Origin of the sequence: Paenibacillus radicis (ex Gao et al. 2016), assembly GCF_014641555.1 — a bacterium.
Lineage (GTDB): Bacteria > Bacillota > Bacilli > Paenibacillales > Paenibacillaceae > Pristimantibacillus > Pristimantibacillus radicis.
The window spans coordinates 470,219-496,837 of sequence record NZ_BMHY01000001.1 but is presented as its reverse complement, the minus strand read 5'-3'; the positions used below and the strand labels follow the sequence as shown (position 1 = coordinate 496,837).

Below are 26,619 nucleotides of genomic sequence, written 5' to 3'. Positions count from 1 at the left end.
GTCTCTGTCCATTAAAAGGAAATATAAGGTCGAATCTATCTTACCATATTGCTCCAGCCGCCGTATATTAGGAGCCGTATTTTTTCACCATCGCAGATAAGGTAAGCAGCGGCCAAATATAGTTGTAGCTAGGATAATGAGTGTAGACGCTCCCCGGCAGCATCGCCCCAGTTGGATAGTAATAAGTCCAGTCCCTCTTCTCCAACGTACGAAGCAGCGCTTCCGCTCCTTTCTCAAGCTCCGGCGTAAGTTTGTCGCTGGCAGCAATAAGGGCGTCCAGCGCCCATGCGGTTTGCGAAGGGGTGCTGGCGTTTAGAGGCACATACTTTTTCACCTTATCGCTCAAACAGGACTCTCCCCAGCCTCCGTCTTCATTCTGAATGCTCAGCAGCCAGTTCGCCGCCTTCTTAATGGCAGGATGATCACTGGCCATGCCTGCATCAGACATGCCCTGCACCGCTGCTCCGGTACCATTGATATAACAAATTCCCCAGCGTCCGTACCAGCTTCCCTCCTTCGTCTGATGCGACAAGATCCACTGCACCGTATCGTCAATCCAGCGATGACCAATCGTCATCCCCAAATCCTTGCCAAGAAAGCTGAGGACGCGGCTCGTCAAATCGACTGTCGAAGGGTCAGTGGCAACATCCGTCGAACCTTCGAACTGGAACAGGCTGGCCGGCATCCATTTCCCCTTCCGTTCGAAAGCCGGCCAGCCCGCATCATCATTGCGCATGGCCAGCACCCAATTCAAGCCTCTTTGCCAACTAGCAGCGCCATTCGGAAAGCTGGAGCTTTGTCTGTACGGGAGCAGCGCCCGGAGCGCGGCGACGCTGTCATCGACATCGGGATAAAGCGTATTAATATCGGAAAATCCCCAGCCTCCGGGCTCGGTATGCGGACTGCGAATCGCCCAGTCGCCTTTGCGGGTCTGCTGTCTAACCGCCAAATAATAAGCTGCGTTCTGCAGCGCTGTTGATTGGGGAGAGACACCTGCCTCCTGCAACGCATGGCTAAGGAGTGCCGTGTCCCACACTTCCGAAGTCGCGATCTGAATATGTGCCCGGTCCATGCATTGCAGCGAGCGGATTCCGACCAGCATCCGCTTGATCAAAGGATCCTCCGCAGAATACCCCAAAGCGAGCAATGAAAATATCATTAGAACGGTTGAAGTCTCGTAAGTGAGCAGCGTATCATTGGGCTCCAGCCGCTCCAGCATGTAGGCTTCAGCTTGCTCCATCGCAGCCGAGGAACCGATGGAAGCCAGGGTGCTTGCCAGCGGAAGCGCCGAGAACAGCTCGTGCAGATTGGAAATCCAAGTTTTATCGTTCGTGAACGTCTTGGAGCCATCCAGAAACAGATCCGATAAATCCGGCATATTGTCATTTCGCACATAAAATTGCTTATTCGACATCACCAGCGTTGGCACTAGGTGCGCACGGGCATGACCCGATAGCGAAAATAAATCAAAACCGACACCAAGCTCGGAAAAAAACACGGTCAGCGGAATTCGCAGCTGCCGCGGCCACTCAGCTTGACCGGTTGCCGCAAAAATGACTTGCGTCAGCAGGCTGCGCGCCTCAGACAATCCGCCCTTGGAGCGAATGAACTGTTTGGCCTGTAAAATGCGCGGATCACCCGGCCGATAATACCCGGCGCACAGCAGCGCATAACAAGATTCGGCTGTCGTCTCCAAGTTGCCCTCAGGCTCATCCGGATACAGCTTCCACGCTCCGTTCTGGTATTGTGCAGCCGCAATCCGTACCGCCAGCGCATGAATGAATCCAGGGTCCCGTATTCCTAACGCGGTCATTAATATAATTAAGTAATTGTCTGTCATAACGCCGGAATCAAAGCAAAACCGCCAAGCGCCGTCAGCCGACTGACGGTGCAGCAGCTCATTGGTCAGCAGCTTGATCCTCTCCCGCAAATCGCCCATATCCATAAGCGCATTCATCCTTTGCAGCTATAGTTTTCTTATGTATATGCGGCAATACGGGCAGACATTATGATCGGCTGCTCAAAGACATTCCTTTTCCAGCGCAGCTTAGAAAGGATTATTTTTGTCTTTGACTAAAGAACGTATGTTCGCATATAATAGAAGAGAGGTGACTTACGAATGACAGTGAACAGTAAGCAACTAATGGATAACGGATATTGGGAATGCTCGAAGCCGACAGCTTCAGAGCTTCGCGAGCCTGCATTGCATACGGAATATCAAATCGCCGCTTCAAACGGTTGGCCACCTGTGGCGCCTGCGGCCACACACGACGAGCTTCAAATGATGCATGATTCGGTATTGCTTCCGATGGCTTACCGCATTGTAGAGAAGAAACTAACGGAAATTGAGAGCCGTGCTAGATCGCTTCGCCCGTTATTCGTTAAAGCGACAACGATTGTTTTGACACAAATGCGCGAGGATCTGGCGGTAATTAAGCAAACGCTCGCGCAAGCGGGTATTGTCGTGCACGAAGAGGAACAGGCGGAGGGCATCATCTTGTTCCGGTACACCTGCCGCGGCAATAACGGCGGTTTTGCGGTCACGCGTGAATATGCCAGACAAAACATTAACAGTTTAATTTCGAAATATATTAACGGTATTTTCCGTAAATAAAATAGACGTCCTCCTGGGACGTCCATCCTTTGTTTAAGTTGCGTAAATTAATATAACCAATGGGATAATCCATAACAATGGTATGAGATTCACCCACACCGCTGCTTTAAATTTCCGTTTGTGATAAAGCACCCAACTGAACACGACCGTTCCTATCATAGCCAGCGGATAAATCCAGACGTAAATAAAAAAAGCAACCGTTGCCGCGTCACCTAAAGCCTCTGGAGAGTCGAACAGCATGAACGAGGTAAGTGCGACCAAAATCCAAGCCAACAAAGTCAACGTATAGGCCATCTGGAAAAGAAGAAGAAATAAATTCACTTTTGCATGTTTCATGTAAAAGTTGCACCTCTTTGTGAATGGGTGGGTGAGTGAACACCTGATAATTATTATCATACCATCCTTATCCTACTTTTTTACTATACTTTTTTTGAAAAACAAAAAGAAAACCGTATGCGTGTAATCGCATACGGTTTTCTCTTCTTTAGCTAGTCCATTTTGCAGAATGGCTATACCCGGATATCCAGGTTCTGGCCTACATTCGGATTAAGGCTTGCATTCATTAACTGGACGATGCCCTGACCCTGCTGCTCGGCTTGTTTATTGGCCATGCTAAGCACTTTAATACCGACGGCTTGTGATAATGCAGATTGATTCAACGATACTGATAAAGCGGCTATATCCATTGTAATCCCTCCTCCTTATCTAGTATCGGCTGATCGTTTGCTATTTTTCACTCTTCTAAGCGAAAGAGGTCTAGTCGGAGGCACCGGTTGCTAATTGTTATGTAGTCTATTTATAGTTGCTTGCCTGCGTGGTCCACTATAGCGGCTAATACATTCTCCCAATGCAGCTTCATCTGTTCCCGCCTTGCCGCATGATCCAATTGTTCTTGATGAAAGCTGATTGTTGTTTTATCCGGTATATTTGACAATAGACGAATCTGCAAAGTCGACGGACGCTCCCAGTCCTTGGGCTGCCAAGTCAACCTAAGCTGATGCAGCGGCTTGACGACTTTTAACCGTCCTGTTACGCCTTCATGTGATTTGAAGGTTTCACCAACTGTCAGCTCCAGCTTCGGCAGCTGTCCAATCCATAAGCTCAAACCTTCCGTTGAGGTGATAAATGCCCACGCCTGCTCTCTAGAAATCGGCAGCGTTCTGCGAATACCCACCTGAAAACCAGCAGATGCAGTCAATCCTACCGGTTTGCTTTCGTCTTGGCTTATATGGGCGAGAATATTGACAAGCTTGCCAAACGGATCACGAACATAAAACCTTCTAACTCCCCATGCTTCATCAGCCGGCCCATACTCAATTGGGAAGCCGGCTTCTCTCATACGCTCAAGAGCAACGTCAACATCGTCTACCTCTATAGACAAATCAGGTACTGGAGTGCCGTTCCCGCCTTGAGAGGCAAAGCTAATTTGCACATTAGCCGATTCATCCGAAGCATAAGTGGATATCCAGCCATGATCCATCACCAATTCAAGTCCAAGCACCACCCCGTAAAACTGTTGCGCCGCTTCGATCTTATCGGCGGCTACATTGGCGACAATTCGTTTCACTTTCATTTGAGCATCACTCCCATCAACTTGTTCCGGAATCATACCCTTTAATTTCGACGGGTTATCAAAGTTCCCTTTTTCTACTCGTTGGAGGAAAGGGACATCTTGTTGAGTTCGTTCGGGGTCATGTTTAACACTTTGAAAGCGGCGTTGGTCGTGACCATTGCCCCAAATAAAAATGCCCTCCCGTATCGGAAATTCCGATGTACAGGGGGCATTAAACTTGTTGATTGGATTTGTTACGCTAAGCTTTTTTAACGAATTCGGACTTCAGCTTCATTTCGCCGAAGCCGTCGATTTTACAATCAATATTGTGATCGCCATCGACGAGGCGGATGTTCTTCACCTTAGTTCCAATCTTCAGAACGGACGAGCTTCCTTTTACTTTCAAGTCTTTAATAACGGTCACGGAATCGCCGTCGTTTAACAGATTTCCGTTCGTATCCTTCACCAGCTTAACGTCCTCTGTCGTATCTGCAGCCAGATCCCACTCATGGGCGCATTCCGGGCAAACAAACAAGTTTCCGTCTTCGTATGTGTATTCCGAGTTGCATTTGGGGCAGTTGGGCAAAGCAGCCATGATTTCATTTCCTCCAGATCTATAGTCGCTTTCCATACTGTCATAGTTTTCCGCTGCTGACAACCCTGTAAAGATGCGGTAGTCCCAATTGAGAACATATGTTCTTTACAGATTCAATCTCTTTCAAATATAATTAATACCAGAATTTATAATTTAACTAGAACGGGGGAAAGAGTCAAATGAGTTTGAAAGCAGTCAATAATTATCAGGATACAACTGCAGAGATAGCAATGTTAAGAAAGGTTGAAGAGCATAAATTGCTCGACCCTATCAAAGAAGGGAAATGGTCCATTCAGGAATTAATTGGCCACTTGTATAATTGGGATAAATTTATTTTAGAACAGCATATCCCTCTCATGACACAGGGAGCAAACCTCATTCCCTTCCCGGATCATGACTCCCACAACAATGAAGGAATTCTGTATATCAGCCGCTTTAAAAATGTAGTTGCTTTATTGGATGAGTTTGTACATACACGTAACCGGATATTTGAGGCTATTAAAACTATGAAGAGCGATATACGATTCACTATCGGATCGGGCAAACGACAATTCACAATTGACAGTTACATAAGTATATTTTCAAAACATGATATTCACCATTTAGAGCAAATCAGAAATAAACTGTCATGAAAACGGCTAAAAAGATACGAAAAGTATTTCTTAAGGTCTGGTCGGTCCCTCAAGCCGGATGGGTGAATATCCTGTAGCGATAGCAACACGAATTCACTTAAAAATGTTGGAGGACGACCATGATACCGATGTACCCTTACTACAGTCAGGAAACGAAATGCAAACAGGTGCCGATTACGTTTCCGCCGCAGCATCAGGATCGGCAGCCTGGCTTGGAATATTTGATGAACCCGCTTCCGATATCGGATAACCCTGCTTACAAGGGCAGCGGCAAGCTGAATGGCAAAATAGCGATCATAACAGGCGGAGACAGCGGCATTGGCCGGGCTGTAGCTATCGGCTTCGCCAAAGAGGGTGCAGATGTCGCAATCGTCTATTTGTATGAGAGGAAGGATGCGGAGACAACCCGGCAAATGGTTGAGCAATACGGCCGCCGCTGCCTGTTGATCGAAGGCGACTTGCGCCAGCCGGATTTTTCGGCGGAGATTGTGAAGCTGACATTGAAATACTACGGAAAAATTGACGTGCTTGTACTCAATCAGGGCGTGCAATTTCCGCAAAAAAGCATCCTCGATATTACCAATGAGCAGCTTGAAGATACGTACCGGACGAATATTTTTCCTCATTTCTATTTAACCAAGGCTGCGCTTCCCTACCTTCCTCACGGCAGTTCGATAATTAGCACGGCTTCTGTCACGGCCTATGCGGGAGCCCCGCTTCTCGTCGATTATTCATCGACCAAAGGAGCCATCGTCTCCTTTACCCGCTCGCTTTCCTTGCAATTAGTCGAATATGGCATTCGGGTCAATGCCGTAGCTCCTGGCCCTATCTGGACTCCATTGATTGTCTCCAGCTACTCAGCCGAATACGTCAAAACCTTCGGTCTGGAGACGCCAATGAAACGCGCAGGCCAGCCATTCGAGCTAGCTCCAACCTATATTTATTTGGCCTCTGACGACTCCTCTTTCGTTACTGGTCAAGTGCTGCATGTCAACGGAGGCGTCATGACGGAGACTTAGGTTTGAGAAAAAGTGAAGCCCACTCGTGTGTACCTAAGCAGCTAACTAATTGAACTGTTCAATCGTGGAACTGCTCGAGCGAACCTGATTCGCTATTTAACGAAGTGACATTCGCTGCAAGTGCCCGATTACGGGGATTATTGATGGACCCGTGCAAATAGCGAACCCATTTTCGCTACTCGAGAACCTAGGTTCACCAGTAGCGAAAATGGGTTCGCTGCGCAGTGCATTGACCTTCCGGCTACTTCGATTAGCGAATTTCGCTTCGCTGTTTTGCGAAGCTGCTTCGCTGCACGGGGCTGGCGCCCTCCCACCGCCTCCATTAGCGAAATTCGCTTCGCTGTTTTGCGAAGCCGCTTCGCTGCGTGGGGCTGGCGCCCTCCTACCGCCTCCATTAGCGAATTACTCTTCGCTGTTTTGCGAAGCCGCTTCGCTGCACGGGGCTGGTGCCCTTCCACCGCCTCAATTAGTAGCGAAGATCACTTCGCTGTTTGCGAAGCCGCTTCGCTATAAGAGGCTGGTCCCCTCTTGAGGCAGTATTATCGCGACACATAGACGCGCTCGACTCTGCTTCCGAGGGAGACAAGCACCTCGTTCGTTAACGTTCCGAGCCGGTCGGCAATCGCAGCGGCGGTGATGGCCTGATCACCATCCCGTCCGATCAACGTCGCCGTATCGCCTTGGCGGACTCCCTCAATATCGGTTACATCGACCATTAATTGATCCATGCAAATTTTGCCGACAATCTTAGCCTGCTGGCCATGAATGAGTACATATCCGCCCCGTTCTGCATACGCCCTGGCAACGCCATCGGCATAGCCGATAGAGATCGTCGCAATACGGCCGTCACCCGGGGATATATAATCTCCCCCATATCCGATCGAATCTCCAGCCTGCACAGACTTTACCAAACTGACGGCTGCTTTCAGAGAAAGCACCGGACGCAGATCAACATCCGCCCGCACAACATCCTTTTCGCTCCCCAAGGAACCATACAATGCGATGCCGGGACGAGCCAAATCCATACCTACCCCTTCGTAATTCAGCATGCCGTAGCTGCTCTGCAAATGAATACGGCCGGGTTGGAAACCAGCTGCTTTTATTTGAGCAACTACACTTCCGAATATTTCGAATTGCTTCAGCGTTAATGCGGTTCCCGCTGCGTCCTGACGGTCTGCGGCCGCCAAATGGCTGAATGTGCCCGTAATATGCAAAAACTTATGCCGATAGATCGAGAGTATTCGCTCGATCTGCTCGAAGCTTTCGCCAAGGCGCCTCATGCCGGTATCGATTTTGACGTGAACCATCATCGGTTTCCCAAAGGCTTGCAGCCGCTCGGCGTCCTCCGCACTAATAACTGTCTGTGTCAGCCTATAGCGGACAATATCTCCGAGACGATGATCCGCTGTATACCCGAGTACCAAGATTTCTCCCTCGATGCCGCTGCGTCGCAAAACGATCGCTTCCTCCACATCCGCAACGGCAAAGGAGCGGACACCTTCCTTATACAACCGTCGGGCAACCTCAACGCTTCCATGTCCATAAGCATCGGCTTTGACGATCGCCATAATAGCCGTGCTTCGCGGAATTATGTTTTTCAACTGCTGCAGATTATGCGCCAAATGATCCAGATCGATTTCGGCCCATGCACGATGACGGGAATGTTTCTCTCCTTTTTTTGGGCCACGACCACGTTTCATAGCTTGCAAGAGCCATATGCAAACCGCCGACACAATAACCGAGACGAAGGAAACGGCGATATAAAACACCGGTTTATTTTCTACAATTAAATCAAAGCTTCCTGTCGCTTTCGCCCCGCCTCGCACCAATACAATCGCCCAAGGATGAAGCATATAAATCCAGGTACTGAGCGCCCGCAAGTATGGATGCTCCCTCCCTTCTGCCGACTGGAGCAAACGAAACAGGCTATAAACTGCAGGAACCAACGCAAGGTACATGCTGTCGTGACGGGGCCAGCCCGCGGCATGCAGCACCATTCCTTCAACCAGCAGAGCCGCTATAGACAGGATAAGCCATATAACATATTTCTGTCTTGGCCGGGAAGGAAGCGGACGAACCGCTGCCCATGCGCCAAGTGCAATATATAAAGGGGCAAAGCCGATTCCATTTCGCGTATAGTCAAATATCGTGAACATCCCGTCGTATAAAGCCGTCAATGCCGGGCTGCCCGCCGTTAATCCATAATAGCTGTCACCTAGCAGTGCCAGTCCATACAAAGCGGCGGACACTGCCAGCACTGTTTTAGCCGAAAACAACACTCGCAAGCCGTATACGATCCACGCTCCCGTCATGAGCGCCGGCAAATACCAGAGATGATAGAACGTTCCGTTGAACACGATATCTTGCAGTATTCCCCCTATACTTATAGGTTGTTTGAAATAGCCGTCATACAGATTGAGCGGCAAATAGGCGATCACTCCGGCTGCGTACAATACGCCAACCCGAAGCGTGAAGCGCCGCATCGATGCCAGCTCACGTTTCCGGTCAGCCTTCATTTTTCCAAACAAGAAAAACCCGGATGCGATAAAAAAGAACGGAACCGCAAGCCGCGCGATAATGCCCGTCAGCACAAAATCCGCATAAGGATCTACAGACAATAAAGGACCCAGATGTATCGTAATCACTAGAAAAGCAGCGATCAGCTTGAAGGTATCGATTCCGCCGTATCGGATATTAGCCAACGTCATCGCCGCCTTTGCCGCGGGCGCATACCGTAACAATAAAACCGTCTTCATTATTGCCAGACCATTCTGAGTTGCCACTGTCCCCATGCGGAATCGGCAACTCTAACCGCTCTCCCGCTTCTGCTTTTACATAATAGATTTCGTAATTGTCACCGAAATAAAGATGTTGAACGCCGTATGGGAATCTTTTTAGAAAAGCGATATATTCCTCAAGACATAGGCCATATTGCACCATAACCGCCGAATGCGGAAAGCCAACGTAACGGTAATGCCAAGGCTCACAGGCAATACCCGTAACCGCCTCCTTGCCCTCCTGATAACGCTGAATAAAACCGTATTCCGGAGCCAGCTCGCGAAAAACATCGCTAATAGCACTCCCTGCAAATGATGGACGTATATAATCCGTCTTGCCGCCGCGAACGCCAACGTCAACAGCCAAACCAGTCTGATGCTCGCTCGCGCCCGGCACTGCAACATAGCTGTTCGTAAACGCCTCGCCATGCTCGGCAACCGATTCCTCATAAATACGTTGTTGCATTTCAGCAGAGCGATAGCCGCTGACCACCGTTATTTGCTCCTTTGCCATGCAAGCACCCAGCAGGCGCGACAGTTGACTGGAGCATTCCAGTTCTAGCGAGATGAACGGCTCCTCGGAATGATCAGCACGCAAAATATCTGCAGGCAAAGATACGATTGAATTCGTCTCTGACCGTACAGGATGGCTGCGATTCACAAGCAACAGCTTCCCCTTGTGGATATCGGATCGTTTTAAACGCACATAACCATCATGCAATTGGTCAGGCTTACGGGTCTCTAACCTGTTTTTTATCATACCCGCGCCTCCTTCAACCCCGATTCGATCAAACGATCCAGCAAATCGGGAAAATCAATGCCCGCATGCCGCATCATATTCGGGTAGCGGCTCTTGGAGGTAAAGCCGGGAATCGTATTGACCTCATTGAACAACAGTCTGCCGTCATTGGCCAGAAACAGGTCGACCCTTGCGAATCCGCTGCAATCCAGCTCCCGATAAATCCGCAATGCGGTTGCCTTCACAAGCTCCTTCATCTCTGCATCAACACGGGATGGCAAATGAATGGCCGCCGTGCTTAAGGAGTATTTTTCCACATAATCAAAAAACTCTCCGGTCAAAGCAATCTCATCGATCTCACCAGCTATCAGACCGGCATCGGCATGTCCAAGAATCGCGCAGCCGAGCTCAATGCCATCCACATGCCGTTCGATTACCAGTTTGCTGTCATGACGCAACGCTTCCTCAATGCCTGCCGCCAGTTCCTGCTCGGTGTATGCCTTCGAAATACCAATCGAAGAACCCGATCTAGCCGGCTTTACGTAAAGCGGATAACCAAGCTTGCTTGCTGCGGCAACCGCTTCAGCAACGGTCATTCCTGGAATAACCGTAACGAAATCAGGTACATCGATTCCAGCTGCTAGGGCGACTGTTTTCGCAAAAGCCTTGTCCATGCAAAGCGCGGAAGATAGCGTTCCGCAGCCGACAAACGGAATACCGGACAGCTCCAGCAGCCCTTGAATCGTGCCGTCCTCGCCGTTTTTGCCATGCAGAACAGGAAAGACGATGTCCAGCGGTGTAAAGCGGTGCTCCGTTCCCACAAGCTCAAGCAGTCCCTTATGATGCCGGCTCGGCGAAATAACGGCAGGTACACAGCTAGGATGATCCAGCCAGCGGTCCTCTCGGATCAACGCTGTTTCTCCGCGATAGCGGTACCAGTTCCCTTCCCGTGAAATACCGATCATTACGATATCGTATACCTCTATATTTAAATGCTCGATAACGGCCGATGCCGAAGATAAAGATACTTCATATTCCGTCGAGCAGCCTCCAAACACAATTGCTACTGTTGTTTTTGTCATTATTCAGTAAGCCTCCCCGTTGATCTATCTGACTCTAGCTTAGAGGGGAGGTCTTAAAAGCAATTAAAGACAAACTTAAGAAAGTCCAAAGATTAAAGCTCTGAATCTTAAAGATAAAAGGAAAAATATTGAACATCCTTAATATCCAGACATAAAAAAACGCCCTATACAGGGCGTTCAAGCGCTACACTATAGGCATCGGGCAAAGCTTTGACCAGGTCCTCAAAAGCTTAACTTTCTATCAAGAAAGCAACGCCGAGCTCCTTAACTCTTCTCGACTCGACTATTGCAGCCCGACAAACGAAATGGAACCGTTATCCCCGCTGTATGGCGGAGCACCAGGCTTCGTAACGTAACAAATAATGAGTTTAAACGCCATGCCCCGTGCGATATTCTGATTGAAGGTCAATATGAAATCCTGCCCGTTATTGCCGGAGGCTTGAATTTGCACCTTCTCAGCTGTCAATGCATTGTTAGCGTTGACGCTGTCATTCATGCCTAGTGTCGCAATATTGGTTGGCGTCTGCTCAGTCGTGCTTTGAATCCAATAATTGTTCGGATTGATTCCTTTTACTTGATCTACCGGCTGATCATATGTGACTCGCAGCTGGTTTGCCGCTATTTGATTTACACCCGTCACCATCGGAATATTGGATACTGGTGCCGCTTCCGTGACGGCTGCCTCCGCTTGATCGTTACCCATCATGGTCAAAGGCAACAATGCAAACGCACAAATAACCAATCTCAATAGGTATGTTTTCATCACTATTCCTCCTGCTCATTGTGGCAATTCTGCAGTAGCCTTCCCTATTTTGAGCTAGCTCATTCTTACCTGTGAAATAACAATAACGGGATGCCTAAACAATGCAATTACCATTAATTAACATTATTTACCTTATACCCTGATTCCATAGGTCCCGTTAGACCATTTCACGCTAATTAGGTATATCGACATGATGCCTACTTGTATCATTGCCCCGGAAATAATAGAAGAAAACTTCTACTTGCGAAACGCCTTCAAGTCTAATGCTTTACATCATAATGCTCAAACAAAAAGAAACCCTGCCTCTACTAAACGAGGGGGTCTCTCCGCAGTCTGGAATTCGATACTTTATCCTCAACTGCCAGAACTCCTGCCGCGATTGGCGGGAGTTCTATTCCACTTCATTCATCGCCATTTCATCGCATAAGGTGACCAGCTTGTTCATTGTTTTCCAGTTCCGAACTGTAGACGGTACACCCAGCTTTTCCACTTGAACAGACAGCTTCGAATTGCGGACGCTTTTCCCGTATAAAAGATAAATGTTGTTGTCCACGATTTGGAACTGATCATTTTGCAAATCCATTGCTCTCAATTTATCGATCCGTTCGGCGTCTGGCTGTTGGAGAAGCATGGAGACATAAAGACATTCGCCTTCGCAGCTCGCTACAGCCTCCGCAATTTGCTGCTCCGTAAAGGGACAGTTTTCCACAATTCGCTTTAGCTCATCATAGCTTCTAATAATGACTCTAATAGATAAGCCAAATGTCTTCTCGATCTGCTGCTCGATTCTCTCACGCAATGACGCTTCGCTTTCAGATGAAGCAAATATAATGTTGCCGCTTTGAATATAGGTTTGAACGTTGGATAAGCCTAGCTCTTTAAGCGACTCCCGTAGATCGGCCATCTTTATTTTATTGTGTCCGCCTACATTGATGCCGCGCAGCAAAGCAACATAAATGTTCATTTTTCTCGCTCCTTATGTAAAATTCGGAATATTTATTCCAAAAATTTCGCCATCGCTTCAAACTTTAATCGCTTTCCAGCAAGCCTCCAACGATTGATGCACCTGCAGCTCATTTAATGGATATTTATTAATTTGATAACCTCTAACGACTGCGGTAATAATACCATGAATGATCTGATGGCATAACATAACGTTCATTTCCCGTATAATGCCTTGCTTTTGCCCGTCGGTAATAATGGACTCCATCGCTTCGCGCGAATCATCTTCCATATTGCGGATATCCGGCGAAATATAAGGGGAATAGGAATAGCTGTCAATGAACCTGTATTCTTTGGGGAAATCAATCGCAAAACGTAGCCGGTTCAATTGAATGCCTTTGAATCGCTCATACAGCTCCGTCTCTGGATCATAGCCCTCTAGCATACATGCACCCATATGAATTCTCGCTTTGCGGTATACTTCATTGACTAGTTCTTCTTTACCGCCGAAATAATTAAATATGGTTCCCGATCCAACATTCGCCCTTTTCATGATCTTAGCGAAAGTGACGGACTGGAGACCTTCCTCATCAATCAAATCCAATGTCGTATTCATAATATCGTCGCGCTTGCTCATCCATTCACCTCATTTCTCTCACTTTAGTATGAACGGGGAAGCGCGTCAATAATCCCAATTGCTGGCTGGCTGCTATTTTGGACTATTGACATGATATCGGATCGGGTTTAATATGATTTCACTGGAATGAACATTCCAAAAAATACGTTTGGGAGTTGAACTTCATATGTCTAAAGTTTGGTTTATTACAGGGAGCTCTCGCGGATTTGGCCGCAGTCTGGCTGAAGCAGTCCTCGCTCATGGAGATCAACTGGTCGCTACGGCCCGCAAACCCGAGCAGCTAGCAGACTTAGTCCAAACCTACGGCGATCAAGTCCGTATCATTCCATTGGATGTAACCAACTACGAACAAGCTCAAGCTGCTATTCAAGCAGCAACCGAAGCGTTCGGCCGTATAGATGTGGTTGTTAACAATGCCGGATATGGCAATATTTCATCGATTGAGGAAACTTCAATTGAGGATTTCCGAGCCCAGCTCGATACTAATCTTTGGGGTGTTATCCATGTAACGAAAGCGGCACTGCCCCAGCTTCGAAAACAAGGCTCCGGCCATATTATTCAATTCTCTTCTATCGGGGGACGAAGCAGCGCGCCAGGTTTGGCAGCTTATCAGTCAGCGAAATGGGGCGTTGAAGGATTTTCCGAGGTTTTGGCTAAAGAGGTATCCCCTCTTGGCATCAAAGTGACGCTTATCGAGCCAGGCGCTTTCCGGACCGATTGGGCAGGCTCCTCCATGCAGCATATTGAACCAGCAGAACCGTATAAGTCATCAGTCGGCCAATTACTCGAATTGGTCCGTGAGCATACGGGTAAAGAAAACGGCGATCCGGCGAAGGCAGCCCAAGCCATAATTGCTATTACAAACGAACAAAACCCGCCGCTGCGGCTGCTGCTGGGCAGCGATGCTCTAGCTATTGCACGGTCGGTAGATCAGGAACGTCTCGCCGAGACGGAGCAATGGGCTAAGCTCAGCGCATCTACTGATTTTGAAACAAAAGAGCTCAACGAGCGGGTAGCCAACGGTTTCAAACAACAAAACTAAAACCATGTAAGAAACACGTCCATTACGGGCGTGTTTTTTCATTCTACTCCCTATTCCCTAATGCCGTCTGCAATGGACCGTTTCGAATCAAGCGGGTTAATACCAGTGCCGCTTCTTCGAGAGGAAGCTCTCTATTCGTGTCGAGCCAATGCCGGATTACATCAAAAAAAGCGCCATGAAAATAAGTCATCATAAAATCGGTTGGAACGGCGGCGGCTCCTGTATCAGGACGCCTCTGAGGCATTTTCTCATCAATGCGGGTCTGCAGCCATTGGCTCAGCTTATTACCAAACTTTGAATGGTCATGATGGAGCCACAACTTAAAAAACCGGTGGTGTTCATCGATATATCGAAAAAACTGGACGATTGAGGGAAAAGGCTGCCCTTCCGCTTCCTCCGCCTTATAAATCAGCTGCTCCGATTTCTGCTGCACAGGCAGAGCTTCCAGCCCTGAAATTATTTCTTCCTCCAGCTTGTCCATCAAATCATAGACGTCTAAATAGTGTAAGTAGAAGGTTCCCCGGCTAATCCCCGCCTCCAGCGATAAGCTTCTTACATTAACCGCATCAAGTCCCTTTTCCTCCGCTATTTTGAAAAAAGCCTCCTCTATTCGCTTCTTCGTCCGATTCGTTTGCTCGCTATGTTTGCTCATCGTTCCCCGCCCATTCTTAGCCTAGTTGACTGTCCTGCAAAAATGTACACTCTCACCAATTGTGCTCATTGTAACTGAAAATGCTCCTCTCTATAATAAACTCATCGATCGGTATCATTCAAAATTCTCTCCAAAAGAAAGGAGTTTTTCCCTATGCTAAAAGGCAAAACTGCAGTCATTACAGGAGCTTCCAGCGGTATCGGACGTTCCGTCGCTTTGAGACTCGCCCGCGAGGGTATTCATGTCTTTATCACAGGAAGAAGCGAGGAACCGCTGGAGCACCTCAAGCATCAAATCGAAGCGGAGGGCGGACGAGCTTCCGCCAAAGTGTTCGACATTCGGGATACCGCCGCGCTGCAGCATTTTATTCAAGATGCTCATACACAAACCGGACGTCTGGATATGCTGGTCAACAATGCCGGGCTTCATCTTCATGGCAGCATCGTAGATACGGGACCCGAAAGCTGGCGGGAAATGATTGACGTCAATATAATAGCTTTGCTGGCAGGTACGCAAGCAGCCGTCCAAGCAATGCGTCTCAATAATGAAGGCGGGCATATCGTCAATATTTCTTCCGGAAATGCTAAGGAGCCAGGGAGTGATTTCTATAGCGCTACTAAACATATGGTGAATGCGCTAGGCCAAGCGCTGACGAAAGAGCTCGCCCGCGAACCGATCCGCATTACAACCATTATGCCCGGTGCGGTCGCTACTAATTTTGGGCGGACGCTGGAGCCGGCCAGAGTAGAGCAGCTTGCCCAAGCGCTCGGCATGGAGCTGAAATTCAATCCGGGTGATCACCTGCCCGAGGCGCTGCTGAAACGGCTGCATGAAGCAATGGGGCAAACGTTCTTAAGCAGCGAGGATATTGCCGAAGCCGTTCTTTATGCATTGAATCAGCCGCTTAACATTGTTGTCCGGGAGCTGTATGTTACTGCTCCTAACGTATACCTCGGAAATGACGTCGCCTTTTAGATTTGCACAGGTATTTCAATCAATCAAATAAAGAAGCCCCAATCGCAATTTTTTTGCAATAGAGGCTTCTTTATTTCTAACATTACTTTCTATCCAGCTTCATTAGTTCAGCTTCACCAGCTTGGATTGATAGGGAAGTAAGGTGAAGGATAAATTGCCTTGTGCGGTAGTGGTTGCACCCGTCCACAAATCGGTAACTGTATAGGTCTGACTGCCGTTTAATCCGGCGCGGGACAGGTTGACGGACATATTTTTATTGGCTCCCGTGCTGAAATTAAACAGAGCCATATAATAGGTGCTGCCATCTTGAAGAACGAAAGCGTCTGCAGCGGCCGTTCCGGTATTGCCTTCAACCGCTTTGAAGGCTTTGCCCAGACGGGCTACCTGATTCACAGCGTTATTCGTCAACAGCTGCGAAACGATCGCCTGTTGAGAGCTGTTCGTCACATCATTGCCGTTAAGGAACACCGTGCCAGCGATGACACCGGAATTAACCCGGCTTCTCGCTTCCTCTATATTGCTCTTCAGCACCATATGATCCGGGTCGGTATACTTGTAAACCGTTCCATTCTGCCACCAGCCATAGCTTAATGAATTGAGCAAATACTCCGTTGACACATCCCCGTTCAAATCACCGTACACATCGCAGGAAATACGGCGTGCATGCCCATACTGACTCGGGAACAACGGTGCGATCGACAAGGAAATGAACATCGACCCGGCAATCCGGTCACGCACATAGGTCATTCCCTGATTGTATGCTTGAATCCCCGTATTCACCGCACTATCGTAATGAATGCCTTCCAATGAGCCATGCGTCAGAAAATCCAATTTAATGTAGTCGAAGCCTTTCGCCTTGAATTTATCGATAAAATAATTGATCCGCTGCTTGCTGCCGGGATGAGTAGGGTCCACCGGATAAGCGCCATCGAGCGATTTATCCCATCTCGTACCGTTGAATTTTTTCAGTACGATATCTCCGTACTTATAGCTCGAGCCCTCCACGGCCAAGTTCATATCATCGCCCCAATAAACAAAAGGCGCCCAATAGATACCGGCCTTTTGACCGTTGGCATGCACCGTGTTCACATAATTGGTCAGCTCCGTGTCGCTGAGATTGTCCCAATAGGAATCCAGATTGATATAGACGGTGTTATTATTGGAGAAGTTGTTGTTCTGAATATTGTTCTTAATCCAATTGGAGGTTGCAACTGCATTATTGTAATTCAAATTCGTTTGTACGCTTCCCCAGCTGTTCCAGCCGAAAGGCACGCCGCCGCTCCAGCTCATCGCACCGTTCTGGGTAGCATTGGCACGTCCATACTCCTCCATGCCGGTACGCCAGTCCGCATAGTAGCCGACGAAAATTTTAGGCGACCACAGACTCGTTCCCGTTATTTTGCCATGTGCATCGACATCGCGCGTATTGCTGTTTGCGACTCCTCCGTACACTTGCAGCTCGGTCACGTTATTGCTTGTCCCGTAATACCAGATCCCCGTCTTCCATACATCATGAGAAATTGATCCCAGCACCAGCCCGTTCCGGCTGTCATTGTCATAGGTGGAGAACGCTTCATAGCTTACGGATGAGCTGTTAGCGGACTTCGCATCGTAACGAACCCATTTGTCATTGTCAAAAGGTACGTTAAGGGCCCGTTTGTTAGCACTGCTGTTGATGGAGGTTGCACCGCTGTCGCTTTTTAAAGGAGCCATGTAGTTAGAGCTTATCGCGCTGCCCGACACGACCTGAGTATCTGTGAGAAAAAACGGCTTTCCGTCATAAATGTAGTAGTTCTGCCTGATATCCGCTTTGCCGGACGCAGTGTTCACGAACGTGATTCTCGTGCCTGTTCCAAAACCGTCGGTGAATGTAGCGACGTCGGCTGTCGAGAACGTATGGCTCGTATAATCTTTGCTTTTGGACGTTGCCGTTGTAGCGAATTCGCTATACATCCCTCCTGCCTTTTTGGCATTGCTCCAATAGTAATCCGCGAGCCCGTTCGACTTGTTGTAAACGATTTTTAATGCGCCGTTCGTAATCGTCGTTGTCCCGGCCACATCATCCACCGTCGTCTGGTTGTAGGTGTAGACGGCTGCTGATGCCTTTTGCGGCGGCAATCCGCCAGTAACTGTCGTCCAAAGCAGAGCGGTCACAATCGCAAATCGAAAAGCCACTTTATTCGCCTTCTTCATTATCAAGCCTCCATTTCGTTATTTTGCAAGCGCTTACAAATAAAATTATATAAAAACCTTCCGCCGCAATATATGCTAACATTCACCAATTCATAGCCGAAAATAACAGTTCGTCCTTCTTTCATTCCGCAGTTGCTTCCCAGTGAAATAAACGAACACTAGCGATGTAAATGCTAATGTTCATTTAACGGCCAACACCCCGATTTAATTGTATAAAAAGCCGGCCCCTTTCCGGGGCCAGCCTGCTCTTGTTCTTGCTCTTGCTCCTGCCGATTATTCGCCGGAAAGCGCCAGCCATTCCTCCATCCGCTGATCCAGCGAGGAGGCCAGCGCTTCCCGCTTTCTCCACTCTTCTTCCAGCAGCACCGAATCGGTTTCACCCGCCATAGCATTCAATGCTTCATCCGACTGAGCCAGCTTTGCCTCCAAGGAGGCAATTTCAAGTTCAAGCTGAGAAAGGCTCCGGTCATTGCCTTTGTCTGACTTCACTCCGGTGCTGCCTATCCCACTGGACCTTCGCCCTTTGTCAGCAGTTGCATTCATCGAAGGCAACGAAGGTAAAGAAGGGACACTCTCTGCAATTCGAGCCGCTTCCCGTCCCCTCTGCTCGCTATACGCGTCATAATTGCCAAGGTAGGAACTTACTTGGCCGGCATTCAGCTCCCATACCCGCTCCGCCAGGCGGTTAATGAAGTAGCGGTCATGCGATATCGCCAGCACCGTTCCGGGAAAATCGTCCAGCGCCTTCTCCAGCGCCTCTCTTGAATCGATATCCAGATGATTCGTCGGCTCATCGAGCAGCAGCAGATTAGGATTGCGGCTTACAATGAGTGCTAACCGCAGCCGGGACCATTCACCGCCGGAAAGCGCGGAAAGCGGCTTAAAAACGTCATTGCCATAAAATAAATATCCGGCAAGTACATTTCTAGCCTCTCCCTCTTCGTATTTGCCTTCTGTCCGGAAGTAGTCGAGCAGCGTCTGCTTGCTATCGCTTACTGACTCTTGCTGGGCCAGATAACCAATCTCTACGCGAGAGCCGAGCGTGACGCTCCCCTCATCCGGTACTTCCATGCCTTGAATGAGCTTGAACAACGTCGATTTGCCGCTTCCGTTTTCTCCTAGCAGCACAACCCGCTCCCCGTAAAACAGACGGCCTTCCGCTCCCTTTAATAAAGCGCGTTCCCCGAAGCTTTTTCGGATATCCTCAAAGGCAATGACGATACGGGCCGAACGATCAAGGGGAGACAGCTCGAAGTTGGCTGTTTTTCTATTTAATTGAGGCCGTTTGACCGTCTCCATCTTCTCCAGCGATCTGCGTATAGAGGCCGCCCGTTTGAAAAACTTTTCATTGCCCCCAACCCGTCCCCATTCCTCTAACTGACGAATGGACTCCTTCATTTTTTTCAAGAGCTTCTGCTGCTCCTGATATTGTGCAAATTGCTGCAGCAGCAGCTGTTCTTTTTCAATGACATACCCGCTGTAGCTGACCGGGTATAGCTGAGCTCCCCCATCCTCCAGCTCAATCGTTCGATCAGTCGCTGCATCCAGAAAATAGCGGTCATGCGATACGATGATGCAAGTGCCTTCGTACCGGCTCAAATACTGCTCCAGCCATTCCAGCCCTTTCAGATCCAGATGATTTGTCGGCTCATCGAGCAGCAGCAGCTCCGGGCGGGTAATTAATTGGGAGGCCAGGACGATACGGGTCTTTTCTCCTCCAGACAAACTTGTGAACGGACGATGGTCATTGCCGCGATCGATTTGCAGACCGCTTGCCACTTGGTCGATGCGCACATCCATTTCATAGCCTCCGCCGCGTTCAAACCTTTCTTGCGCAGAGGCATAAGAACGAAGCAGCCGCTCCAGCGCTTCCCCCTCGCCTGCTTCCCCAGAACTGGACAAACGCTCCTCCAGCAACGTCATTTCCCGCTTTATAGCGAGAAGGTCCCGGCAGCCGTAGGCGAGCGTTTCATAAACCGTCAGTTTATCGAACGCCGAAGGGATTTGCGGCAAATAGCCGATTTGCAGTCCCTTGCGAATGGCGAGCATTCCACCATCCGCCTGTTCATGACCGGCAATCAGACGGAGCAAAGTAGATTTTCCGCTGCCGTTTTGTCCAATTAAACCATACTTGCCGCCTTCTTGAATTTGCAGTGAAATGCCGTCCAGCACCAGGTTTGCGGCATGGTATTTATTCAATTGTTGCATCGTTACAATTATCATAGTAAAGAGCCTCCTATTAGATCGGAAGACCCCACGGTACACAAAAAAAGAGCCGCGGCAACAAGCCCGCGACCCTTTAGGATACAAACATCCGTTGTGGTTAAGGTAGGCGTCTTCTCGCGAATGGTTCAAACGTATAGTCATTTATAGACAGACTGATCCCGTTCGCAAGAAACGTATGAGTAATGCCAGACATTGCAACTGGAAGCTGGCTTATACGGTTGTTAACCAATTCGTGATTCACCTACCTCACCCCCTTCAATATAATTAGGTACACTATAACATAGCGACAGCGATGATGACAAATCTTTATGTAGACTACGTTAATGATTCAGCAAAGCTTTTAATCGCATCCATATATTCAGAAGCAGGAAAATCGGCTTTTGCATGTTCATAACCGGGATTCCCGTCCGTCCAAATGCAAGTTAGCTCCAGACGAGTTGTACCGGCATCCGCAACGTTTAATTTAAAAGTCATATCACAATAGACCGTTTCGTGATTCTCATTGTAGGCGGGGGCAGGATGTTGTTCATAAGAAAATTCAGCAAACGGTTTGAACGAACGGACAAAACCGTACACATGCAAGGTATGATCGCCGTCCGGTCCCGCTCCTCGGAATTCAATTCTGGCTCCCGGCTCGAAGGTAGATTCAATACTGCATCCGAAAAGCGTAGCCTGCGTACCCTCCGAAGTAGTGATGGCCTTCCATACGTGTTCTGGCTTCGCTTTAATCTGGATCTCGTAAGTCAAGCTGTTGTTACTCTGTTCCTGATTCGCCATCTGCCCACATCCTTTTCTTATCCATCTTAGTCCAACCCCGTCGCTTTTTCAACTATCAGCTCGTCTCGTTTCCTCAACGATAGCTTTCACGCCTTCGTCAATCTGCTCAAGACGGGCCCGAGAGATGCTGATTCGCAAAAACTTGTCCCGCTCCAAATAATCGGACAGATAAAACTTTCGGCTGGTGACGACGCTAATCTTTCTAGCTGCAAGCCGGCCTGCCAGAATGTCCAAATTAACAGTTCTCGGAAGCTTGAACATCGTATGGATTCCTGCACTCTCGCGGGCTAATTGAATCATTCCGCGCTCATCGTAGCGGTCCAGAGACTGAATCAATTGCGCGATTTTAGGCGTATATTGGCTATATATTTTACGCTTATGCCGTTCGTACATGCCGTTTTTAATATACACCTCCAGCGCAGCTTGGGACAGCAGCGAGGTGTCTGCATAGCTTTTGTAAGTGTGAAAAACAGCAAGCATATTCTCCGGCATCACCGCTGCGCCAAGCCGCAGCCCTGGAAAAATAATTTTCGAAAAACTTTTCAAATAGATGACATGTCCGCTTTCGTTATACGCATAAATAGGATCAAATGTCTGCTCCTGACCCAGGTCAGCCATATAATCGTCTTCCACAATATATACGTTGTATTTGGAGGCCAATTCGGCGATTTTCTTCCTTTCCTCCACACGAAGGGAAGTACCGAGCGGATTATGGTAGCGAGACATCGTGTAGAAAAACTTGATGCCGCCCGAACCGAATCGCTCCTCCAGCTCCTGTAAATCGATGCCTTCTGCCGAACGGGCAATCCCGCTCACAGGGAGCCCTTCCGTCTCCAGAAAATGCAAATAGATATCGTAACTTGGCTGCTCCACCAAGATGACCGAGTTGCCGTTGGGAAAGGGCATTTTCGCCAATATTTCAAGCGCTTGCTGCACTCCGGAAGTGACAACAATCCGATCGGCCGTTGCAAATATTTGATCATTCGCCAAATGAGAGGCGAGGGTCAGCCTAAGCTTATCGAGTCCCTTCGATTCACCGTAGGTGAACAGGTTGTATTTGTAGGTATCGATAGCCTTGTTCAGGCAATGTTGAAAGTCCAAGTATGGAAACACATTCAGATCCGGAGACGCCGATGAAAAATCAATGATCTCACTGTCTGCATCGGCCGGTTTACCCGCTGCCTTCTCCACGACATAGTAGCCGCTTTGCGGGATCGAATAGATCGCATGACGACGCTCCAGCTCTTCATAAGCTCGGATGACCGTACTGACGCTGCAGCCATATGTCTTTGCGGCGCTGCGGACGGAAGGCAGCTTCTGTCCCTGCTTGAATGCTCCGTCTGCGATTTGCTGTTCCATATCCGTTATAATTGCCAAATATTTTTTCATAGCCGCTCCTTTCTCCCGTTATCACTAGTATAAACAACTTTCAACTGTACCGATACAGTCAGATCAATTCCTTATGGTTCAAGCCGACAAACTCCTCTAAACTTAAGGTAACAAGCAATACAACAGATTGAGACCGGAGGTACAACGATGAATGAACAACTAAATGAATTGTTCCGCAGCAGAATCGGGTTTCCCGCAGACCACAAGATCAATTTCGAGGATTTGTCCCTTGTCTTGGAGATGGCGGCGAAGACGATACCGTTCGAAAACTTCCGCATCATGGAACGAAACACCCAAACCATTACCAAACAAAACCTGCTGGATAAAATAGTCGTGAAGGGAGAAGGTGGCCTTTGCTACGAGATCAACTCGATGCTATATCTTTTCCTGCTGGAAAATGGTTTTAACGTCGTTATGACGCGCGGAGTTGTATTTAATAACGAGACCAAGGAATTCACGTCCATCGGCAGAACGCATGCCACCATTCTTCTCACCTATGAGGGCCAGACATATCTAGTTGATTCGGGTTTTGGAGGCAACTTACCCTTAACACCTGTTCCGTTAACCGGCGAAATTGTACAAACGTCTAATGGCGAATTTCGAATCCGAAAAACGGACAGCGAGCATGGCGACTATCGCTTTGAGATCAAGGTTAAGCATAAAGACGCTGATTGGAAACTAGGCTATGTATTCGATTCCCGGATGCTCCTGTCCGATGTGACTGACTTAGATGAGCTGCAGCAATTAATTGCAGAGCATGAGCTGTCCGTCTTCAATAAAGATCCACTGATTATGAAGCTGACCGAAGAAGGAAGCATGACGCTGACGGACCATTCTTTTACCACTTGGGAGAACGGAACGATGACGAAGGAAGAAATCGGGGAGGCGCGATACAAGGAGCTGCTGAAGCAGCATTTCGGAAGGACTTGACCGATGTAGGCGGAGGATTATTATAAGCCTGACATTCAGAATTAACCCCGCTGTATTGCTCGGCTGACCGCTCATTTGAATTGAGGACTATAAGGGCAAAAAAAGCCGGAGAGTAACCTCTATTGTGTGTGTACCACCTGTCCAGGTGCGAAATCGGCTCCATATGTTATTTTTCACATGTCAGCAGAGAAACAAAATGTAAAAGTACATTTGAAATGGGCCTTTATCGCCCTAAAGAGGCTTTTTAGGCCAATCAAAATGCACATTTGCATTTTGAAGCGAAAAATCGTCAAAAAAGCGGCTCACAACCTGCACTTTTACATTTTGAACCGGTTATTCACTGCAACAGAATGTTGGCGGCAGATTGAATGCATAGGGTGAGCGGAGCGTTTTGAGTTCAGGGTGACATTTTGCAGATTCTATCTCTTTTTCATCGTGAGAGCGATAAACAAATGGGAATCAAGAACGGCCACATGAACCAAAACGCGCAGCGAATCCGTGTACAGCTCCCACCTTCCCTTGCGCTACTTGACCAACCGGTTGCGAATCGCAAATACGACTGCTTGCGTCCGATCCTCCGCGCCCAGCTTTTGCAAAATGCGATGAACATGCGTCTTGACTGTGCTTTCTCCAATATAGAGCGCAGAGGCGATCTCTTCATTTCGCAGTCCGTATGCCATCTGCTGCAGCACCTCGCTTTCCCGCTCCGTCAAAGGTTCGAAGACGGCGGCACTGGCATTCCTGCTCCCTGTAACATCAAGCTCAAATTCATCTCCGCTCTTCGACCGGATCGCGCGGCCAATCACTTTAGCCGCAATCGCCGTACGATAAATCGCCTCGCCACGATAAGCAGCACGAACCGCTTGAACCAGCTCGTCTGGCGCTGTGTCCTTGAGCAAGTAACCGACTGCGCCTGCGCGAATGCCTTCATAGACATAGTCCTCCTGATCGAAGGTCGTTAATATTACGACCTTACAATCCGGTTGAAGCTGCATAATCTCCCGTGTCGCTTCGATGCCATTCCCGCCGGGCATCCGAACGTCCATCAGTACAACATCGGGACAAACTTGTGCGGCCAGCTGCAAAGCCTCCGCACCGCTCTCCGCCTCTCCTGCAAGCTCCATATCGTCTTGAGCATTGATGATATAACGCAGCCCGTGCCGGACCAGTTGTTGATCATCGGCTACGATCACCCGTATTGCCGCATCACTCATTAACTCGTTCACCTCCAGCTTCCCCCGCTGCACCTGCCAGCGGCACTTGTACAATCAGGCGCATGCCATGAGAAGCAGCCTGTTCAATCCGCAGCGCTCCTCCCGCTCTCTCACAGCGGGCTTCCATGCTGGCCATGCCGAAGCCCGACGTTAACGAAGACGACTCCGTCCAAGTTCCGTTATCTGTCACGATCATGGTTAAGTGCCCCGCTTCATCAGAGATTGCAATGTCCACTCGAGAAGCTTCCGCATGACGAATAACATTGGTCAGAGCCTCCTGCAACACCCGGTACAGCAGCTCGGATACTTCCACCGGCCACTCCGCAGCCGGCTCAGCAGCAAACAGCTCAATAGAAAGCGAAGCTTGCTCTCGCACCTGCTTGACTAGACTTTCCAATGCTACTAAGCCCAGTCCCGCCTCGTCGACAGCCATTTGACGAACAACAGAACGTACATCCTGCAGACAGCGGCGTGCTACCTCCAGTACCGTTTGCAGCGAACGCTCCGCTTCAGCGGCATCCATTTTCATCATATAAGGCAAAGCTTGCAATTGAACGATTACGGAGGTTAATCCATGACCGATGCTGTCATGCAAATCCCTTGAAATCCGGCTTCTTTCCTCCACAACAGCATAACGCAGCAAATGGACGGTCGCATCCTCAAGCTCCTGATGGGTATGCTGCAGTTTGGCATGTGCCTGTTCCAATTCAGCATAAACACTTTGCAGCTCCTCATAATGCCTTTTATTAGCGAGGTTGGTATCCCGCCTCATTCTCGCATTCCATAATAAAAGGTAAACGCCTGCATGCATTACCGAATAAAGCAAAATATTGTTGAAGGTCTCATCATGCATATAGAAGACGATTGCGTTCCCGGCAATAAACAAAGCCGTCTGTCCAACGGACATGACGAATGGAAACCGGAAAGCGGTATAGCCTGTCATAAAGAAGGAGAAAGCAATCGCCGTTCCCCAAGCATCGAACCAAATGCAATACAACGCCATCAACAGCCAAGTCCCAATGACGATGACACTGCGAGTACGTGGCCTGAAACGCTTATCCGGCAGCCAAAGCACAGTCAAATAAATAAGACTGGCAGCAACTGCCGGGATGATTCCCGCAGCCGGATGCTTGGGAATAGAGGTTTCCGCCATAATACAGAGCAGGATGATGCTTAAAATCATTTTTCGCGAATGCTGTTTAATTAGTTTGAACATAATTGTCATAGGCGTTTCATAGCCGTTCCCCTTACTTCACTGATTGTTGGATATTGACCCCATTATATCACCGCTAGTAATGAAGCAAGGAATGCTTCGCGTAATTACTTTGCAGCCAGCTGCCGATACTTTTGGTACACGAAATATCGCCGAGCGATTACACTGCCAAGCGGAACAAACAGCAAAGCGGTGCTAAAGGACAAGAAGGAATGATGGGCGCCCCAGTATTCAGCAAACACCCGCACTAACAGGACAGCAATAAAGATAATAATGCCGGCGATAGAGCCCTGCGAAGTGATTTTACCGGTAGTCGGATTAACACGAACTTTCTGCAGTATGCCTCTCCATGCCCCTAGCGCAAGTCCAATAATTAGGCATAGCAGATATAAGAGCAAGCTGCCGAATGACAAGTCGAGATGCTTAACGTTAGAAAAAGCCATATAAGTGAAAATAACCGGCATTATCCATAAGCGGGATGGCCGAATTTCTCTCTCCCTTAAGCTTAATACGACAACAATGATGAGTATTACAATATAGCTGGTCATGTTCATGTTTGCGATTCCTCTTTCTGTATAGGATTGAATGCCACAAACCGATTGTAACGGACCAGCTTGCATTCGGGAGTCCACCTACAGGTTGATATCCTCGTTCTA

Annotated in this window: 25 protein-coding genes and 2 pseudogenes; 6 read left to right on the top strand and 21 right to left on the bottom strand. The window is 48.6% G+C overall.

What is annotated here, in order from left to right:
- Positions 1 to 67: 67 nt before the first annotated feature.
- Complete coding sequence (locus tag IEX98_RS02045; protein ID WP_229691937.1) at positions 68 to 1,945, bottom strand: prenyltransferase/squalene oxidase repeat-containing protein; 1,878 nt, start codon at positions 1,943 to 1,945, stop codon at positions 68 to 70.
- Between the two features lie 174 nt (positions 1,946 to 2,119).
- On the opposite strand from IEX98_RS02045, the gene IEX98_RS02040 reads away from it, so the two are divergent.
- Positions 2,120 to 2,614 carry a hypothetical protein gene (locus tag IEX98_RS02040; RefSeq protein WP_188887268.1) on the top strand — a complete coding sequence of 165 codons (495 nt, stop codon included), beginning with the start codon at positions 2,120 to 2,122 and terminating at the stop codon, positions 2,612 to 2,614.
- Between the two features lie 33 nt (positions 2,615 to 2,647).
- On the opposite strand, the gene IEX98_RS02035 is transcribed toward IEX98_RS02040, so the two are convergent.
- The 5 genes and pseudogenes from IEX98_RS02035 to IEX98_RS02020 form a co-directional block, all read right to left on the bottom strand.
- A complete protein-coding gene (locus IEX98_RS02035) occupies positions 2,648 to 2,950 on the bottom strand; it encodes a hypothetical protein (RefSeq protein ID WP_188887267.1) in 303 nt (100 codons plus the stop codon).
- A gap of 173 nt (positions 2,951 to 3,123) precedes the next feature.
- Entirely contained in the window at positions 3,124 to 3,300 is a 177-nt protein-coding gene (locus tag IEX98_RS02030) for a YjfB family protein (protein WP_188887266.1), read from the bottom strand.
- A gap of 110 nt (positions 3,301 to 3,410) precedes the next feature.
- Positions 3,411 to 3,749: pseudogene (locus IEX98_RS29035) on the bottom strand (SRPBCC domain-containing protein); the annotation flags it as partial.
- Between the two features lie 90 nt (positions 3,750 to 3,839).
- Positions 3,840 to 4,187 (bottom strand): annotated as a pseudogene (locus IEX98_RS29030) (VOC family protein); the annotation flags it as partial.
- A gap of 238 nt (positions 4,188 to 4,425) precedes the next feature.
- The gene (locus tag IEX98_RS02020) at positions 4,426 to 4,761 is read right to left on the bottom strand and encodes a zinc ribbon domain-containing protein YjdM (protein ID WP_188887264.1); all 336 of its coding nucleotides are present in this window, start codon (positions 4,759 to 4,761) and stop codon (positions 4,426 to 4,428) included.
- A gap of 179 nt (positions 4,762 to 4,940) precedes the next feature.
- On the opposite strand from IEX98_RS02020, the gene IEX98_RS02015 reads away from it, so the two are divergent.
- Both IEX98_RS02015 and IEX98_RS02010 read left to right on the top strand, forming a co-directional pair.
- Positions 4,941 to 5,393: a DinB family protein gene (locus IEX98_RS02015; protein WP_188887263.1), complete on the top strand. Its 453-nt coding sequence runs from the start codon at positions 4,941 to 4,943 to the stop codon at positions 5,391 to 5,393.
- A 119-nt stretch (positions 5,394 to 5,512) separates the two neighbouring features.
- On the top strand, positions 5,513 to 6,412 hold the full coding sequence (locus tag IEX98_RS02010) for an SDR family oxidoreductase (RefSeq protein ID WP_188887262.1): 900 nt from the start codon (positions 5,513 to 5,515) through the stop codon (positions 6,410 to 6,412).
- A gap of 539 nt (positions 6,413 to 6,951) precedes the next feature.
- Here IEX98_RS02010 and vanT read toward each other — a convergent pair.
- The 6 genes from vanT to IEX98_RS01980 form a co-directional block, all read right to left on the bottom strand.
- Entirely contained in the window at positions 6,952 to 9,114 is a 2,163-nt protein-coding gene (gene vanT, locus IEX98_RS02005) for a serine racemase VanT catalytic subunit (protein WP_229691936.1), read from the bottom strand.
- On the bottom strand, positions 9,107 to 9,949 hold the full coding sequence (locus IEX98_RS02000) for a D-alanyl-D-alanine carboxypeptidase family protein (protein ID WP_188887260.1): 843 nt from the start codon (positions 9,947 to 9,949) through the stop codon (positions 9,107 to 9,109). Before IEX98_RS02000 ends, vanT begins: the two co-directional genes overlap by 8 nt.
- Positions 9,946 to 11,010 carry a D-alanine--D-serine ligase VanG gene (gene vanG / locus IEX98_RS01995; protein WP_188887259.1) on the bottom strand — a complete coding sequence of 355 codons (1,065 nt, stop codon included), beginning with the start codon at positions 11,008 to 11,010 and terminating at the stop codon, positions 9,946 to 9,948. The genes IEX98_RS02000 and vanG overlap by 4 nt, the downstream gene beginning before the upstream one ends.
- A gap of 283 nt (positions 11,011 to 11,293) precedes the next feature.
- Positions 11,294 to 11,773 (bottom strand): hypothetical protein, encoded by a 480-nt coding sequence (locus tag IEX98_RS01990; protein WP_188887258.1) that lies wholly within the window; start codon positions 11,771 to 11,773, stop codon positions 11,294 to 11,296.
- Between the two features lie 391 nt (positions 11,774 to 12,164).
- Positions 12,165 to 12,737 (bottom strand): DUF1697 domain-containing protein, encoded by a 573-nt coding sequence (locus IEX98_RS01985; RefSeq protein WP_188887257.1) that lies wholly within the window; start codon positions 12,735 to 12,737, stop codon positions 12,165 to 12,167.
- Positions 12,738 to 12,794: 57 nt separating this feature from the next.
- A complete protein-coding gene (locus tag IEX98_RS01980; protein WP_188887256.1) occupies positions 12,795 to 13,352 on the bottom strand; it encodes a TetR/AcrR family transcriptional regulator in 558 nt (185 codons plus the stop codon).
- 166 nt (positions 13,353 to 13,518) lie between these two features.
- On the opposite strand from IEX98_RS01980, the gene IEX98_RS01975 reads away from it, so the two are divergent.
- Positions 13,519 to 14,394: an oxidoreductase gene (locus tag IEX98_RS01975; RefSeq protein WP_188887255.1), complete on the top strand. Its 876-nt coding sequence runs from the start codon at positions 13,519 to 13,521 to the stop codon at positions 14,392 to 14,394.
- A 43-nt stretch (positions 14,395 to 14,437) separates the two neighbouring features.
- On the opposite strand, the gene IEX98_RS01970 is transcribed toward IEX98_RS01975, so the two are convergent.
- A complete protein-coding gene (locus IEX98_RS01970) occupies positions 14,438 to 15,046 on the bottom strand; it encodes a TetR/AcrR family transcriptional regulator (protein ID WP_188887254.1) in 609 nt (202 codons plus the stop codon).
- A gap of 153 nt (positions 15,047 to 15,199) precedes the next feature.
- On the opposite strand from IEX98_RS01970, the gene IEX98_RS01965 reads away from it, so the two are divergent.
- Complete coding sequence (locus tag IEX98_RS01965; RefSeq protein ID WP_188887253.1) at positions 15,200 to 16,021, top strand: SDR family oxidoreductase; 822 nt, start codon at positions 15,200 to 15,202, stop codon at positions 16,019 to 16,021.
- Positions 16,022 to 16,123: 102 nt separating this feature from the next.
- Here the strand turns inward: IEX98_RS01965 and IEX98_RS01960 are convergent, their stop codons facing one another.
- From IEX98_RS01960 to IEX98_RS01940, 5 genes are all read right to left on the bottom strand, one after another.
- A complete protein-coding gene (locus IEX98_RS01960) occupies positions 16,124 to 18,214 on the bottom strand; it encodes an alpha-galactosidase (RefSeq protein WP_188887252.1) in 2,091 nt (696 codons plus the stop codon).
- 273 nt (positions 18,215 to 18,487) lie between these two features.
- Positions 18,488 to 20,437 (bottom strand): ABC-F family ATP-binding cassette domain-containing protein, encoded by a 1,950-nt coding sequence (locus tag IEX98_RS01955; protein WP_188887251.1) that lies wholly within the window; start codon positions 20,435 to 20,437, stop codon positions 18,488 to 18,490.
- A gap of 100 nt (positions 20,438 to 20,537) precedes the next feature.
- Positions 20,538 to 20,681 carry a hypothetical protein gene (locus tag IEX98_RS01950; protein WP_188887250.1) on the bottom strand — a complete coding sequence of 48 codons (144 nt, stop codon included), beginning with the start codon at positions 20,679 to 20,681 and terminating at the stop codon, positions 20,538 to 20,540.
- A 74-nt stretch (positions 20,682 to 20,755) separates the two neighbouring features.
- Positions 20,756 to 21,217: an SRPBCC domain-containing protein gene (locus IEX98_RS01945; protein WP_188887249.1), complete on the bottom strand. Its 462-nt coding sequence runs from the start codon at positions 21,215 to 21,217 to the stop codon at positions 20,756 to 20,758.
- Positions 21,218 to 21,265: 48 nt separating this feature from the next.
- Complete coding sequence (locus IEX98_RS01940) at positions 21,266 to 22,606, bottom strand: aminotransferase-like domain-containing protein (RefSeq protein WP_188887248.1); 1,341 nt, start codon at positions 22,604 to 22,606, stop codon at positions 21,266 to 21,268.
- A 147-nt stretch (positions 22,607 to 22,753) separates the two neighbouring features.
- Here IEX98_RS01940 and IEX98_RS01935 point away from each other — a divergent pair, with 147 nt between their 5' ends.
- Entirely contained in the window at positions 22,754 to 23,536 is a 783-nt protein-coding gene (locus tag IEX98_RS01935; protein ID WP_188887247.1) for an arylamine N-acetyltransferase family protein, read from the top strand.
- A 524-nt stretch (positions 23,537 to 24,060) separates the two neighbouring features.
- Here the strand turns inward: IEX98_RS01935 and IEX98_RS01930 are convergent.
- The 3 genes from IEX98_RS01930 to IEX98_RS01920 form a co-directional block, all read right to left on the bottom strand.
- Positions 24,061 to 24,750: a response regulator transcription factor gene (locus tag IEX98_RS01930; protein WP_188887246.1), complete on the bottom strand. Its 690-nt coding sequence runs from the start codon at positions 24,748 to 24,750 to the stop codon at positions 24,061 to 24,063.
- On the bottom strand, positions 24,743 to 25,933 hold the full coding sequence (locus tag IEX98_RS01925) for a sensor histidine kinase (RefSeq protein ID WP_188887245.1): 1,191 nt from the start codon (positions 25,931 to 25,933) through the stop codon (positions 24,743 to 24,745). Before IEX98_RS01925 ends, IEX98_RS01930 begins: the two co-directional genes overlap by 8 nt.
- A 137-nt stretch (positions 25,934 to 26,070) precedes the next feature.
- Complete coding sequence (locus IEX98_RS01920) at positions 26,071 to 26,517, bottom strand: CcdC protein domain-containing protein (protein ID WP_188887244.1); 447 nt, start codon at positions 26,515 to 26,517, stop codon at positions 26,071 to 26,073.
- Between the last annotated feature and the right edge of the window lie 102 nt (positions 26,518 to 26,619).